The 14,742-nt window shown below is 51.7% G+C and carries 12 protein-coding genes; 1 reads left to right on the forward strand and 11 read right to left on the reverse strand.

Annotated elements, in window-relative coordinates:
• Nucleotides 1-370 precede the first annotated feature (370 nt).
• Complete coding sequence (locus PTQ21_RS02630) at nucleotides 371-2,059, forward strand: PucR family transcriptional regulator (RefSeq protein ID WP_090808944.1); 1,689 nt, start codon at nucleotides 371-373, stop codon at nucleotides 2,057-2,059.
• A gap of 4 nt (nucleotides 2,060-2,063) precedes the next feature.
• Here PTQ21_RS02630 and PTQ21_RS02635 read toward each other — a convergent pair whose 3' ends face one another.
• The 11 genes from PTQ21_RS02635 to PTQ21_RS02685 form a co-directional block, all read right to left on the reverse strand.
• The gene (locus tag PTQ21_RS02635) at nucleotides 2,064-2,291 is read right to left on the reverse strand and encodes a hypothetical protein (protein WP_063566948.1); all 228 of its coding nucleotides are present in this window, start codon (nucleotides 2,289-2,291) and stop codon (nucleotides 2,064-2,066) included.
• Between the two features lie 5 nt (nucleotides 2,292-2,296).
• Nucleotides 2,297-3,736 carry a dihydropyrimidinase gene (gene hydA / locus PTQ21_RS02640; RefSeq protein WP_274568730.1) on the reverse strand — a complete coding sequence of 480 codons (1,440 nt, stop codon included), beginning with the start codon at nucleotides 3,734-3,736 and terminating at the stop codon, nucleotides 2,297-2,299.
• Nucleotides 3,733-5,028, reverse strand: a complete 1,296-nt coding sequence (gene preA / locus PTQ21_RS02645) for an NAD-dependent dihydropyrimidine dehydrogenase subunit PreA (protein WP_063566946.1) — start codon at nucleotides 5,026-5,028, stop codon at nucleotides 3,733-3,735. Before preA ends, hydA begins: the two co-directional genes overlap by 4 nt.
• Nucleotides 5,029-5,295: 267 nt before the next feature.
• Nucleotides 5,296-6,663 carry an NAD(P)-dependent oxidoreductase gene (locus PTQ21_RS02650; protein ID WP_274570432.1) on the reverse strand — a complete coding sequence of 456 codons (1,368 nt, stop codon included), beginning with the start codon at nucleotides 6,661-6,663 and terminating at the stop codon, nucleotides 5,296-5,298.
• A 109-nt stretch (nucleotides 6,664-6,772) separates the two neighbouring features.
• Nucleotides 6,773-7,654, reverse strand: a complete 882-nt coding sequence (locus tag PTQ21_RS02655) for a nitrilase-related carbon-nitrogen hydrolase (protein ID WP_072733644.1) — start codon at nucleotides 7,652-7,654, stop codon at nucleotides 6,773-6,775.
• Between the two features lie 169 nt (nucleotides 7,655-7,823).
• Nucleotides 7,824-9,089: a M20 family metallo-hydrolase gene (locus tag PTQ21_RS02660; protein ID WP_274568731.1), complete on the reverse strand. Its 1,266-nt coding sequence runs from the start codon at nucleotides 9,087-9,089 to the stop codon at nucleotides 7,824-7,826.
• A gap of 78 nt (nucleotides 9,090-9,167) precedes the next feature.
• On the reverse strand, nucleotides 9,168-10,541 hold the full coding sequence (locus PTQ21_RS02665; RefSeq protein WP_274568732.1) for an aspartate aminotransferase family protein: 1,374 nt from the start codon (nucleotides 10,539-10,541) through the stop codon (nucleotides 9,168-9,170).
• An 88-nt stretch (nucleotides 10,542-10,629) separates the two neighbouring features.
• Nucleotides 10,630-11,706: an ABC transporter substrate-binding protein gene (locus PTQ21_RS02670; RefSeq protein WP_274568733.1), complete on the reverse strand. Its 1,077-nt coding sequence runs from the start codon at nucleotides 11,704-11,706 to the stop codon at nucleotides 10,630-10,632.
• Between the two features lie 106 nt (nucleotides 11,707-11,812).
• Nucleotides 11,813-12,769: an ABC transporter permease gene (locus PTQ21_RS02675; RefSeq protein ID WP_274568734.1), complete on the reverse strand. Its 957-nt coding sequence runs from the start codon at nucleotides 12,767-12,769 to the stop codon at nucleotides 11,813-11,815.
• Complete coding sequence (locus PTQ21_RS02680) at nucleotides 12,766-13,590, reverse strand: ABC transporter permease (protein ID WP_240321522.1); 825 nt, start codon at nucleotides 13,588-13,590, stop codon at nucleotides 12,766-12,768. Before PTQ21_RS02680 ends, PTQ21_RS02675 begins: the two co-directional genes overlap by 4 nt.
• Nucleotides 13,559-14,374, reverse strand: coding sequence for an ABC transporter ATP-binding protein (locus tag PTQ21_RS02685; protein ID WP_274568735.1), 816 nt, complete (start codon nucleotides 14,372-14,374; stop codon nucleotides 13,559-13,561). Before PTQ21_RS02685 ends, PTQ21_RS02680 begins: the two co-directional genes overlap by 32 nt.
• Nucleotides 14,375-14,742 lie beyond the last annotated feature (368 nt).

A 14,742-nucleotide genomic window follows, 5' to 3' on the forward strand; every position in this document is an offset into this window, starting at 1 on the left:
ACACCTTCTGTTGATTGAATTAAATCATCACTCAGAATTATGATGAGCTTCTAACATAGAACACCCCTTAGTCCACATTAGAATGGTTTGTACATTCTGATCTGCGGCTAAGGGGTGTTTTACATTTAACTATAGTTTCTTAGCATCGGTCATAGAAACATCTAGATGTTAGATAGAACTACATAGAAATAATCCATTTTGTTTTATTTCATAAAAGGAAGAGATCATTTTGTGAAATAAAACAAATGAACGTGAGATTTCAGCTCATCTGTTGTTAACAGACTTATAATCAAGACAAACGCTCTTCAGAAGCTCGACTTACAAAGCGGGTATGTAAACTGCATGTATTTGAGGGAAGGACGGTGGCTTTGTGGGGGAAACGACGCTGCATATTCAGATGAGAGACATGCTGAAACGTCCAGTGTTCCGCAAGGCTGAGGTACTCGCCAGTGAACGGGCATTGGAGCGATATGTGCGTTGGGTGCACATTATGGAGGTTACCGAAGTAGGCAACTTGCTGAATGGCGGGGAACTGGTGCTAACGACTGGCATTGGCTGGCAGGATGATGAAAAGCAGGGACTGTCTTTCATGCGCCAGTTAATTGCTCGTGGAGCTGCGGGACTCTGTATCGAACTGGGGGCTCACACCAAGTCCCAGCTCGGACCTATGAAGGAACTTGCAGCAGAAGAGGATTTTCCACTGATCTGGTTCCACGAACAAGTACGTTATATCGATATTACACAGGACCTGCATTTCGCCCTGATTCGCAGCCACCAGCGTATGCTCGCTGATCTCGACAGCCTCACTACCTCGTTCAACCAACTTCTTTTGAATGGAGACGGTGTACAACCACTGCTCCGACTGTTGTCTCGAACAACGGGTTACCCTGTAGCGCTATATCCACTGGATGGGGAAGCAAGTGCCGTTCCCTACTGCCCTCCAGCCCAATTGGAGATTCGTCGGCAGGAGTGGTTGTCACGTCGTGGTCATTCGGACGAGGGAGAGCATTTGGGAGATCATTCTTTACAGAGGAATCATTCGGTGCATTCACCGGATGCACTCACTCTGCCTGTACAGGCGCTTGATTATGCATTTGCCGATCTGGTGCTGATGCTCGACAAGCTGTCGGATCACGATCAGGATCTGCATAATAGACCCTCTGATGAGTTCATCATCCAGGCACTGGAACGTTGCGCAGCCGCCATTGCTCAGGACTGGATGCGCACCAAATACATGGAGGAAAAGCGACGCTACAAGGAAGATATGTGGGTCATTGACTGGCTTAACGGACATCATTCTGCGAAAGAAATTCATGAATATGTATCTGCTGCCAATGCCCAGCTTGCTTCTGGAAAAGGTACCGTCATTTTGTTCGATAGCAATCCCAGCTACACAGACAGTCTCAAGCTACAGAAACTGCTAATTCAACGCAACATCATTGCCCGTTCCGTGTTCGCGCGGGAAGGATTCGCCCTGTACAGCACCGTGCTAAACCACCAGATCATTCTGATTATTGTTGACCCTCTGCCTGGATCTCAGCGAAAAAGCAGTCTATGGCGCTGCATTGAACAGTTGCAGCAGCATGAACAGGAACAGACCCATCGCCTCTTCTCGGGTCTGTTCGGCATCGGTCACAGCTGCGCTGATCTATCACGTCTGAAAGACAGCCTTGAGGCAGCCAAGGATACCCTGCGCATTCAGAAGGACATCGGTGTGATGCAGCAGCCCTTTTACAGCAATCTTCACTGCTACCGCATTATTGCCAGCATGAAGCAGAGCGGCAGTCTGGATGATTTCATTGAAGAATATCTCGGGCCAGTCATTCGTTATGATACCGAAAAAGGCGGTCAGTTGTTGCGTACGCTTAAACAATATTTTATTCTATGCTGCTCCAAACAGGAGACGGCCACGGCTTTATTTATCGTCCGACAGACGTTATATCACAGATTACACAAAATTGAGATACTTCTGGGTGACGACTATACTCTCCCCGAGAAACGCGTCGCCATCGAACTTGCCATCTATGCATATGAATACGTTCATGGGCCACTCGTGTGACCTTCTACGCTCCTTTTTGCTCCTGAAGCTGCCTGATCAGGATATGACTGAACCACTTCCGTCCAGACGCTGTACCCACATATTGCTCCTGTTTTTCTCCGGGAAGATCGGGGTGCCCCCACACGACATGAGCACCCTCCAGATGTTCCCGAACGGCATAGATCCGGTAACCCTGGGCCACCATTCGTTCAATCGCTATCTTTTCCTCTTCAAATACATCATGGTCAGACATCAGCTTCACCCTCCATTCACTGCCGTCACAGGCTGTCTCACAGGTAATGGTGCACCGGCATCATATTTGTCACGCTTCACATACTGACCCGCTCCTGCCACTCCGGCAAACTGTCGATCCCGAATCACATATTCCCCGCGGCATAGCACTGTCACCGGACATCCCTGAACCTGCATGCCCTCAAAGGCGCTATAATCCACATTCATATGGTGGGTAGCTGCCGAAATCACCCTTGAGATAGATGGGTCAAAAATAACGATATCCGCATCTGTCCCCACAGCAAGGGTTCCTTTCTGCGGAAATAAACCAAATAGCTTGCTTGCCCGTGTAGAGCATAAATCCACCCACTGATTAAGCGAAATTCGCCCCTTCACTACCCCTTCGGAATATAAAATGCTGAGCCGATCTTCAATGACAGGCCCTCCATTTGGAATTTTGCTGAAATCATCCCGTCCCAGATCCTTCTGTCCCTTGAAGTTAAACGAACAATGGTCCGAGCCAATCGTCTGCAATTGACCATTCTTGAGTGCATTCCACAACACTTCCTGATGATGGGCTTCACGCAGCGGTGGGGACCAGACATACTTCGCGCCTTCAAAATCCGGTTGATCCATCTTCGATTGATCCAGAGTTAAGTACTGCGGACAGGTCTCGCCCCAGATTCGATAGCCCATGTCTCGCATACGCGCAATCTGCTCCACAGCTTCAGCACAGGTGACGTGCACTACATAAAGCTGTGAATCGGCAAGTGCTGCCAGTCGGGCCGCACGCCCTGTAGCCTCTCCCTCCAGCATGGAAGGTCGGGTAAGTGCATGGTGGATCGGATCAGTTCTTCCATCCGCCAGCGCCTGCTGGACCAGCAGATCGATAACATCACCATTCTCGGCGTGCACCATGACGAGTGCACCGAACTCTTTGGCCTTTTGCAGCGTCTGAAAGAGAATGCCGTCATCGGCCTGGAACTGATTTTTATAAGCCATGAACACCTTGAAGGAAGACACGCCCTCTTCTTCAATGATCTGTGGCAGTTCCTCCAGCACCTGATCATTCATCTCGCCAATCATCAAATGAAACCCGTAATCAATGGCGGCTTTGCCCTCAGCTTTGGCATGCCATTCCTGAAGGGATTCCAGCAAAGGTCGACCTTTTTGCGTCAAACAGAAATCAATGACCGTCGTTGTGCCACCGAAGGCAGCAGCTGCGGTACCCGTTGCAAAATCATCCGCCGTCACCGTTCCGCCGAACGGCATATCCAGATGAGTATGCGGATCAATCCCGCCAGGGATGACATAACAGCCAGACGCATCCACAACCTCCGTTCGTTCATCCGGCACAAGTCCCATGCCAATCTGCACGATCTTTCCGTTTTCAATGTAGATATCCGCTTCAAACGTATCCGACGCTGTGACCAACATTCCATTACGAATCAATTTGCGGGTACTCATGATATCGCCTCCTTGGTGGATTGGTCTCTGGCCGATTGCAGCAGGGCAATCGCAGACTGACGGTCATTCCAGGTTAACGGTTCCTGTTCATGTGCGATCTCTACCATCTCAATTGCGCCGTCCACCGGACAGACAATCGAGCACAGATTACATCCGACGCAATCTTCCTCAACGACCTCCAGATACGAGCCAGAGGGGTCAGACAACATATCAATACATTGATGCGAGGTGTCTTCGCAGGCGATATGGCATTTGTTGCAATTGATGCAGACATCGCGGTTGATGCGGGCTACCACTTTGTAATTCAAATCGAGATTGCCCCAATCCGAATAACGCGGAACCGTCTGACCAATCAATTCAGATACACTTCGCAGACCTTTCTCATCCAAATAATCGTTCAAGCCATCGATCATGTCCTCCACGATACGGAAGCCATGATGCATGGCTGCGGTACATACCTGGACCCCCGTCGCTCCCATAAGTAAAAATTCTGCGGTATCCCGCCAATCGGATATGCCTCCGATGCCGGAAATCGGCACACCAACTGCCGGATTGCGTGCACACTCGGCAACCATGTTCAGCGCGATTGGCTTCACAGCCGGACCGCAGTAGCCGCCATGCGCCCCTTTGCCACCTACATGCGGCACGGTATTCCATGAATCGAGATCCACACCCGCCAGGGAGTTGATCGTATTAATCAGGGAAATCGCATCCGCACCGCCACGCACGGCTGCCCGGGCAGTCGCCGTAATATCGGTGATATTTGGCGTTAGCTTCACAATGACAGGTGTGGTCGCCACTTCCTTCACCCACATCGTCTGTAATTCAACCAGATCCGGTTGCTGACCAGACGCTGCTCCCATACCACGCTCGGCCATGCCGTGCGGACATCCAAAGTTTAGCTCCAGCCCGTCTACGCCGACAGCTTCGACTTTCTTCACAATCTCATGCCACTTCTCGCGTTTCGGTTCCACCATGAGTGAAGCAACCACTGCCCGATCTGGGAAACGCCTCTTGGTCTCAGCAATTTCACGTAGATTCACCTCCAGCGGCCGGTCGGATATTAACTCAATATTGTTAAAACCCGCGACGCGCTGTCCACCAAAATGAACGGCTGCAAAACGCGAAGAGGTATTAATGATCGGCTCGCCCAACGTCTTCCAGACGGCACCACCCCAGCCTGCTTCAAAGGCGCGCTGAACCTGATATCCGGTATTGGTCGGCGGCGCAGAGGCCAGCCAGAATGGATTGGGCGATCGAATACCTGCCAGATTAATGGATAAGTCAGCCATAACGATCCCTCCTTGGTGTGGTTTGAACTCACAATGGTGTTTGTTTGAACTTCACAAGATAGACTGGAATCTCACGTATGACCCAGGAATCCTGCTTGATCAGGGTTAGTATGAGTGATTGGTGTTGCCAACCTGCTGTTATATACTGTTTGTGTACATTCTAACGAACCGTACACCTTCTGTTTGGTGCAAATGCGGTAGGTGAGCGTTTTAACGAATCGTAGAAGGCTTGGTGCATAAGATTCGTTAGCTATAACTAAATATATCTCATGCCGTCTCTTCCACCTGTCCGGGCAACGCCTTCATCACCGATGCAGCCGCCAGCTTGCCTTGTTGAGCTGCGGAGACCACCATTGCTTCGCCCTGCCCCTGTCCGAAGATAACATCGCCTGCCGCATAGATCTGTGGATGGGACGTACGGTACGTCTGTGGTTCCACTTCAACAACGCCCCAGTGATGACGCAGGCCAAATACCTCAATTAATGGCAGCAAACGGTTCTGTCCAATGGCTCGAACAACGGTGTCACATTCAAGCATGAACTCCGATCCCTCAATCGGCACAGGCAATGCCCGACCACCTCCAGGTGGAGTAACCAGCTTCATTTTCATACATTCTATAGCCTGGACTCGGCCATTCTCGTCTCCAATAATGCGCTTCGGCATGGTGAACCAGCGAAATTCCACACCTTCCTGCTTCGCAAATGTATATTCGAAGGCATACGCTGTCATCTGGCTCTCCCCACGTCGATAAAGCATCTGCACACGCTCGGCACCTAGGCGTACCGAACAGGTCGCTGCATCCACTGCCGTATTGCCCGCACCAATAATGGCAACCTTCAGACCGTTCAGAGCCGGGGGCACACCCTGCTTCGTGGATTCCACCAGCTCAATGGCATCATAGACACCTTCCAGCGTCTCTCCTTCAATGCCGAGCATCGGAACAGCGCCCATCCCGCAAGCCAGAATAACGGCTTCGTGCTGCTCCAATAACTCTTCAGCGGATACATCCACCCCAATGCGTACACCATACCGAACCTGCACCCCCAGTGCCTGCACTTGTTCGACTTCCCATAAGGCTACGGATTCCGGCAGGCGAAAGGACACGATACCATACGTGTTAAGCCCTCCGCCTTTCGCTTTGGCTTCATAGATCGTCACCTCATACCCTGCACGCCCTAACTCTCTGGCCGCAGACAATCCCGCAGGCCCTGCGCCTACAACTGCAACACTTCTTCCGTTGGCAGGCGCTGCCTTGAATAACGGTTCATTCTTCGTCCGTGCCCAGTCTGTTGCATATCGCTGTAAATCACCGATCCGAATCGGCTTAGATGACTCGTTCAGTACACAAGCGCCTTCGCAAAGTTCCTCTGTCGGGCAGACCCGTGCACAGCTAGCACCTACCGGGTTGGCTTCCATAATAGTCCGAGCCGAGCCTTTGAGGTGATCTGTTGAGATTTTTTTGATAAACGAAGGAATATTAATGTCGGTTGGACATGCCTTGATACAGGGTGCATCATAACAGTACAGACAGCGGTTCGATTCCTCCATCGCTTCCTTGCCCGTCATTGCAGGCTTCATTTCGGTAAAACGACTCTCCCATCCGTAATCAGACAACGTTGCTCCTGCGCTGTTCATCAATATCATGCACCTCCATAAGGTTGATCTCTGTTTTTCCTTTCGCCGCCGGATAAAGTTAATGACTGACTCACACAGGGACTGCGATGCCAAAACTATCTTCGCTCAGCTACAAGTTAACAAGATGTTCGTAGGTCTCAGGCCGTCGATCGCGGTAAAATTGCCATACATTGCGTACTTCCCGAATCAACTCCGTATCCATCTCGCCAATGATAACCTCATCCTGATCCCTGCTGCCCATGGCCACCATCCTGCCTCGCGGGTCCACCAGATACGACTGACCGTAAAATTCACCCATATTCCATGGCGATTCCACTCCCACTCGGTTAATGGCAGCCACATAATAGCCATTAGCTACCGCATGGGCAGGCTGCTCCAGCTTCCACAAATATTCCGATGTTCCGGCTACCGTTGCGGAAGGGTTGAATACAATCTCTGCACCCGCCAGCCCAAGCAGCCGTGCCCCTTCCGGAAAATGACGATCGTAACAGATGTACACGCCCACTCTGGCGTAGGCTGTATCGAATACCGGATAGCCCAGGTTACCGGGTCTGAAATAATATTTTTCCCAGAACCCATTGGTGCCTTCGCCTGCTTCCACATGCGGAATATGATGTTTGCGGTATTTCCCCAGGTAGGAGCCGTCCGCATCAATAACAGCAGCCGTATTGTAATACGAAGCGATCCCTTCCACCTCGTATACAGGCAAAATGACTACCACGCCAAGCTCCTTCGCGAGCTCCTGAAAACGCATGGTTGTCGGTCCTTCCGGCACCTGCTCGGCAGATGCATACCACTTGGGGCTCTGCTCCGTGCAGAAGTAAGGCCCGTAGAACACTTCCTGCAAGCCGATAATCTGCGCTCCCCGAGCAGCCGCCTCACGCACCAGCGCAATGTGTTTCTGAATGGCGGCCTCCTTATGCACTTCAACTGGGGCCGAGCCCTCCACCTCGTGTGAAGCTTGAATCATCCCGATGCTGATTTTACCCATACGCCACATCGCCTCCTCTAAGAAACTGTCCGCTGTCCGTTTATATGAAAATCACCATCATCTTATATGACTGTAAAACCCACCGAATATGATTGGATTTGAAGTATCCATTGGATTGTTACCTACGAAATGAACTTCCAGCGTCCTCCCTCCTGGTATGTTCCCCTCGTTACTCGCCGGTTTCCGGGCTGCACATCTGCCTGATCGTGCGGTACAGCACTTCTGTACCGAGAGCAATGTCCTCGGGCGAAGAATACTCACTTGGATGGTGGCTAATTCCATCCTTGCTGCGAACAAAGATCATGCCATAGTCACACACGTAAGAAAGAGCAAGTGCATCATGAAACGGACCACTCATCAACTCCGGTAAAGGCAGGCCGATTTCTTCGGCAGAAGAGCGAATGGCATTCTTGATTCGTTCTGCACAATATCGCGGCTCGCTGTTGGTATCTTCGGTCAAAGAGTAGGTCAGGCCGTATTCCGAGCTAACGTCATCCAAGAGGCTCATTAACCTTTCTTCAAGCCGATTTCTGCGCTCCATCTCCATATCTCGCAAATCAACCGTAAAGCTGACTTGTTCAGGAATGATGTTGCGTGAGTCCGGGAAGACACGGAGGCTCCCCACGGTCCCTACTGTCGGAGCTTCCGGATCTTCTCTGACCATATCGTCAAAAGCCGCAATGACCTTGGCGCTGCCCACCAGCGCATCATGCCGCATCCCCATCGGTACGGACCCGGCATGCCCTGCCATGCCTTTCATTGTCACCGTGAGCCACAGCGGGCCCGAGATGCCAGTCACCAGGCCTACCGGAGCGTCCAGCGATTCGAGCACAGGTCCTTGCTCAATATGCAGCTCCAGATAACTGCCAATAGAGCCAGCCGGATAGATCGCTTCGGCAAATTGTTCTGGTGCACAGCCAAAGGCCTCCAATGCCTCTCGTCGGGTCACCCCATTTTTGTCCTGTCGCTCCAATTCTCCTTCTTCCAGCTGTCCGGTTATGCCACGTGAACCAAATAATCCTTTGTTAAAACGCGAGCCCTCTTCATCACAAAAGGCAATGACCTCAATCGGCATCCGAGGTCGAATGCCTTGTTCCATCAGACACTGAACAGCTTCCAGCGCACCAAGGACGCCGATGGCCCCATCATACCGACCGCCATATGGCTGGGAATCGATATGCGAACCGATCATGAGGATCGGCAAGGACGAATCTGTACCTTCAAAGCGACCAATCAGATTGCCAAACGGATCAAGGCGAGTCACAAGTCCGGCCTCTTCCATCCAGAGACGAACCTGGATAATGCCCTCCATGTCTTCCGGAGTCAAGGCGAGTCGGCAGACACCCGTCTCCACAATTCGGCCAATACAGGACAACTGTTCAATTCGATCATCCAGACGCAGCTGATTGATGATTTTTCCAGTGGTGGTCTGCATCCTCCCTCGCCTCCTTTCGCACATTTACAAGCACGATATAAATAGAGATCCCACCTATATTCCACTTCCTCTCCATCACTACCCTGCATCCAAACTGCGTAGTGCAGCCAGCAAACTACCAGCGATCAGGTCCAATTCTTCCTCGGTGGTGACAAACGGCGGAGAGATGGTCAAAATATTCGCAAATCCCGGTACGGTATCGCCGTTCTTGCCAATCAGGATGCCGTCCTGTTTGCAGCTTGCCAGCACTTTCATGACCTTATCCGCATGAGCAGGTGAACCATCGGCTTCAATCAGCTCTACCCCGCAGGCGAAGCCAAATGTACGGATATCTCCAACCACCGATAACTCCAGCAGCGGCTCCAGCTTATCCCGGAGCAGGTATCCAAGTTCATCGGCACGGCTGACCAGATTCTCTCGTTCCAGGATATCGAGGTTGGTCAGTGCCACGCGGCAGGAGACTGGGTTGCCCCCGAACGTATTCACATGACGAAAGTGTGAATCGAGTCCGGGTTGTCTGAAGGTGTCATACAGATCTGCTCGAACGGCTGTCGCCGATAGTGGAGCGTACGCACTCGTCATGCCCTTTGCCATCGTGACGATATCGGGCTGCACCCCGTAATTCTGATGACCGAATTTTTGCCCGGAGCGGCCAAATCCGCAGATGACCTCATCCACAATGAACAGCACCCCATAACGCTCACAAATCTCCTGCACGGTACGCATATACTCCGGAGGCGGGACAATCATGCCGCCCCCTGTAATGACTGGTTCCATAATGACCGCAGCTACCGTCTCCGGCCCTTCCCAACGAATAACCTCTTCATAGATAGTGGCGCATTCCAGTCCGCATCCATCCTTGTTTCGTCCAAATGGACAGCGGTAGCAATAGGGAGGTGGTACATGAGAAAAGCCTACGCCCAGCGGCTCGTATTTGATTTTGCGGGCCGCTTGCCCGGTAGCGCCCAGTGCGCCCATGGAGTTGCCGTGATAGGCGCGGTGACGGGAGATGAATTTGTGACGAGTTGGTTCACCATTCTGATGATGAAACTGACGGGCTATTTTGAACGCCACTTCATTGGCATCTGAACCCGAGTTGGAGAAGAATATGCGATACTCCCCCTCCAGCCAGTCATTCAGCTTCTCTGCCAGCAGAATCGCCGGCTCATGGCTCTGGGTCATGGGCACGTACGCTAGAGCTTTCATCTGCTCATAGGCACTTTGGGCAATCTCCTCGCGTCCATGCCCGACGTTCACACACCACAGTCCCGACATCGCATCCAGATACCGTGTGCCATCCTGATCCGTGATCCAGCTGCCCTCCCCGCTTACGGCAATCATCGGATGATCGTTATGAGGCGAGATGTGATGCCACACATATTTGCGATCCTTTTCCAGCCACTCTTCCTTTGTACCACCACGCGGCTGGGGTTGCTGATCCACTGAGCTCATTCGTCATCCTCCTCTCTAACCTGAATCTATGGACTTTACACTTGACCACTCCGATTGCAGTGCCCACTTCCGAACGCTCCACGCTTATTTATTTCGTCACATCCTTCACCGCTTCTTCATAGATGCTTTTCTCCAGTGCTTCGTCCAGATTGGCGGCTTTCTTGATCAGGCCATACTTCAGGGCAATATCCGCAGTCCGGGTAAACGATTCATCCACAAAACTGCCCACCTGTTTCTCCGTAAACCCTTCCGGGCGAATCAGCTTCGCAATCTCTTCCAGCATGGTCACCTGATGTTCTCGGGTCGTGCTGCCGTCCGTCACACTTTTCATGACGATATCCACCGTTTCATTCTGATTGTCGATGGCGTAGTTCCAGCCTTTCAGAACGGCACGGGTCACTTTCACCGCCAGCTCTTTATTACTGTCCACCCAATCCTTCTTCGCGATCAGCGTATCCTCCAGCATGCCTACCCCGGCATCCTCAATGTTGAATACATCCAGGTCGGACTCCTTCGTTCCGCTTTCCAGTACCACGTGATATTCGTTATAGATCGTTGCCGTGGCGACATCCACCTGATCGTTGAAGAACTGATCCATCGTGAAGCCCTGCTTCACCAGTTCAATATCCTTCTTTGGATCAAGGCCGTTCTTCTCCATAAAAGCGAGAACCTGAAACTGCTGGCTGCCAAACCATGTGCTCACTTTCTTGCCTTTCATCTGGGCGGGATCGGTAATACCCGCGGACTTCTTCGCAATCAATCGATAACTGCTCTTCTGCGAAACTTGGGCGAGGGAGACCAGCGGAAGACCGTTATCCCGGCTGACCAGCAAACTGTCTACCCCAGTGATACCCACATCGGCTGCGCCGTTGACCACCTGCTGTTCAATCACGATATCCGGGCCACCCGGAATGATCTCGGCATCAATACCTTCATCTGCAAAGAAACCTTTCTCCTTAGCGGCGTATATCCCCGCGAACTGAGCCTGTGGCACCCATTTGAGCTGAATTTTCACTTTGGTTAAGGGCTGATCTGCCCCTCCCGCTCCCTCAGAGCTGGCAGCAGCAGGAGTGACGGACGGCTCTGATTTTGCGGAGCACGCTCCCAGCATCGCAACGACCAACAGTACCAACACCAGAAAACCCGGTTTTAACGTTTTGTACATATACAGAACAACCCCCTGTTTATATATAAGGATTTTCAATCAGGTACTGTGTAGCCCTGCTTCACGAGTCAATCGATCTGTGGAAGGTTGGCATCTGAATGAGCTTTTATGGATCTGTACGTGCACGATTCCACGGGATCAGCCGTTTCTCGGCCAGAACGACGACTTCATACAGCACAATACCGAGCACAGCCGCGATAACAATACAGGACCAGGCAAGTGGCATGTTCGCCAGTCGGATCTGATCCGAGAGCAAGTATCCAAGCCCCTGGGAGGCGATGAAAAACTCACCCACAATGGCGCCAATAATGCTGGTCGACATATTAATTTTCAGACCTGCGAAGAGGGAAGGTAGCGCATGTGGCCAGCGCAGCTTCACGAAAACCTGCATCCTACTGGCGGCAAGACCACCCATCAGATCACTGTATTGCGGCTGAATTGAGGTCAAGCCCTTGAATAGACTCACAGCCATGGCAGCCATCGTAATTACAGCCACGACGGCAATACGTGACCATATCCCGTCCCCAAACCAGTTGTTCATAATCGGGGCCAGCGCAACAATCGGAACGGCGTTCAGTGCTGACATTACAGCAACTGCCGCCCTGCCACTCGTCGGGAAGAAGGATGCACCCGCAGCCGCCAAGGCTCCCAGCAAGGAGCCGAGCAGAAAGCCACCCAGCATCTCGGTTCCGCTGTACATCGCGTATCGGAAGAGCATTTCTGCATTTTCGCTGATGGACGCTGCAATTGCTGATGGCACAGGCAGTTGGTAACTTTCAAGCGAGAATAACTGATGGAACAATCGAAGCTGCCATAAGGTAAGAAATAAGGCTCCGGCAAGCCACGGCAGTAGGCGCAATCCAATTGATCTTTTGCGAACACTACTACCCCGCAGTCTCTGTCCGGCTTGTCCCTGTTGCCCATGGATATCCGAGCCTGAAGCAGTTGGCACCTTAATCGAATCCACAATAGATTCCCCAATGGAGCCCGTGCCCGTGCCAGAGACAGCGACCGTCGCACCCTCCTCACCTTTGCGGCTTACCACCACACTTTCATTCATCATGCAGCACGCCCTCCCTTGGCCCTGAATTCGGGCTGCCATGGGGTTAGCCAGCGCTCAGCAAGGCTGATGGCAAGATACGAGATGAGTCCAATGCCAATGCTGAGCATGATGGTTGCCCAGAACATGCCGATTTGGGCACTGCCGTAATACAAGGAACTGACCATCAGTACGCCAAGTCCATCCGGGGCTCCCATTAGCTCCACCACAATGGAAGAAGTGACTGCAAGTGGAGCAGCTATTTTCATCCCGGAAAACAGACCAGGCAGTGCAGAAGGCAGCAGACATTTGACATAACGCGCAGGCAGGGAAGCTCCACAGGAACGCATAAGCTCCAGATGCTCCGGCGCTGCACTTTTTAATCCTTTGAGTGTGTGGATGATAATCGGGAAGAACGTAACGTAAGCCGCCATTATAATTCGGGCCCACTCGGCGTTATGGATAATGCCATAGACAATGGGCGCAAGACCGATTACGGGCACCATCTGGGAAGAGATGACATACGGAGATAAGGTACGCTCTACCCAAACCGCCACACTCATGAGCAGGGCCAACAGCAGACCTAACACGGTTCCACCTGCAAAACCAATTGCTGCATTCCCAAACGTTACGGCCCCCTGTTCAGCCAATGTGCCTGAGTAACGAAACAGGGCTGCGAGAACCTCGTGCAGATAAGGAAGACGGGACGCTGCCTGCTGGGGTGACAAGAACAAGTGGAGAATCCAGGCGATACCTTCCCACAGCAGCAATACGGACAAAATCCAGATCACTACCCAGGAGCGAAAACCCAGCTTACTGGTGTGCAGGAACATGGATTGGATCACGCTCCTCATAGAAACAATTTCGGATGGTGGTCATCATGCGGTAAAAGGCTTCGGTTTCCCTCAGCTCTCGATCCCGCTTGGCTGGCAGGTTGACGGAATGAATGGAGTGCACCTGACCAGGGTGTGCGGAGAGGACGATGATGCGGTCAGATAGAAATACGGCCTCGGGGATACTGTGTGTAACGAACAGGAATGTCTTGCCTGTAGATCGCTTAATATCAAGCAGCTCCAATTGCAGCTTCTCCTTCGTGAATTCATCCAGTGCGGAGAAAGGTTCATCCATAAGCAACAATGGCGGATCAAGCGCGAGTGCACGTGCAATGGAAACACGCTGCTGCATGCCCCCACTGAGCTGCCATGGATAATGGTCAGCAAAGCGAGTCAGCCCGACCATTTCAAGCAGTTCACCACTCATGCGGCGGCACTCCTTCCGGCTTGTGCCGAGCAGCTCCAGGGGAAGCTCCACATTGTGGCGTACCGTGCGCCAATCGAATAACGCTGGAGTCTGGAAGACAATACCGAACTGGCGCTGCAACCGCGCCCGCTCCGGTTCCTCCCCGGCAACCCGGATGCTGCCTGTCGTTGGCTGGAGCAAATCGGCTACGAGTCGCAGCAGTGTGGACTTTCCACAACCCGAGGGGCCAAGCAGAGAGACAAATTCATTGAAATGGATTTGAAATGAAACGTCGGACAGGGCGGTAACTTGTTGTGCTCCACTGCCAAATACAACGGACACGTGATCCAGCTCGATATGGCAGGTGTCGGGGACGATGATAGAGGACATGGGCATTCTCCTTTTCGCGGGAAGCTCGCAATCTTTTCACACCAAGGCTGAATGGAAGGTTTATATACACGAACGTAACAGGTTTTGCTTGTTAGGTAATACTATATATCTTTGGGCGGGGATTACATTATACAGACTGTTTTGAGTATGGGCCTGTTCATGTTACACAGTGTAAAATGATACCGATTCTCAGTCCTAAACATGTCAATGTCCGTGTATGTTATCTAACATCTGCTTCACTTATACAGAACTCTTGTAATATCCAAGTAAAGGCGCATAATCATTTGTATTTATTGAATAAATATTCGGAAAATATGACATATACCCTCGTATTCTTGTTGATTTTCTTGTATAAACATTGATAACAG

It is taken from the genome of Paenibacillus marchantiae, from assembly GCF_028771845.1.
In the GTDB taxonomy this organism is placed as follows: Bacteria; Bacillota; Bacilli; order Paenibacillales; family Paenibacillaceae; genus Paenibacillus; species Paenibacillus marchantiae.

What these genes read in the sequence shown, in the direction of transcription:
- PTQ21_RS02635 (WP_063566948.1), bottom strand. Translation starts at nt 2,291, where the DNA reads ATGTCTGACCATGATGTATTTGAAGAGGAAAAGATAGCGATTGAACGA.
- hydA (WP_274568730.1), bottom strand. Translation starts at nt 3,736, where the DNA reads ATGAGTACCCGCAAATTGATTCGTAATGGAATGTTGGTCACAGCGTCG.
- preA (WP_063566946.1), bottom strand. Translation starts at nt 5,028, where the DNA reads ATGGCTGACTTATCCATTAATCTGGCAGGTATTCGATCGCCCAATCCA.
- PTQ21_RS02650 (WP_274570432.1), bottom strand. Translation starts at nt 6,663, where the DNA reads ATGAACAGCGCAGGAGCAACGTTGTCTGATTACGGATGGGAGAGTCGT.
- PTQ21_RS02655 (WP_072733644.1), bottom strand. Translation starts at nt 7,654, where the DNA reads ATGGGTAAAATCAGCATCGGGATGATTCAAGCTTCACACGAGGTGGAG.
- PTQ21_RS02660 (WP_274568731.1), bottom strand. Translation starts at nt 9,089, where the DNA reads ATGCAGACCACCACTGGAAAAATCATCAATCAGCTGCGTCTGGATGAT.
- PTQ21_RS02665 (WP_274568732.1), bottom strand. Translation starts at nt 10,541, where the DNA reads ATGAGCTCAGTGGATCAGCAACCCCAGCCGCGTGGTGGTACAAAGGAA.
- PTQ21_RS02670 (WP_274568733.1), bottom strand. Translation starts at nt 11,706, where the DNA reads ATGTACAAAACGTTAAAACCGGGTTTTCTGGTGTTGGTACTGTTGGTC.
- PTQ21_RS02675 (WP_274568734.1), bottom strand. Translation starts at nt 12,769, where the DNA reads ATGATGAATGAAAGTGTGGTGGTAAGCCGCAAAGGTGAGGAGGGTGCG.
- PTQ21_RS02685 (WP_274568735.1), bottom strand. Translation starts at nt 14,374, where the DNA reads ATGTCCTCTATCATCGTCCCCGACACCTGCCATATCGAGCTGGATCAC.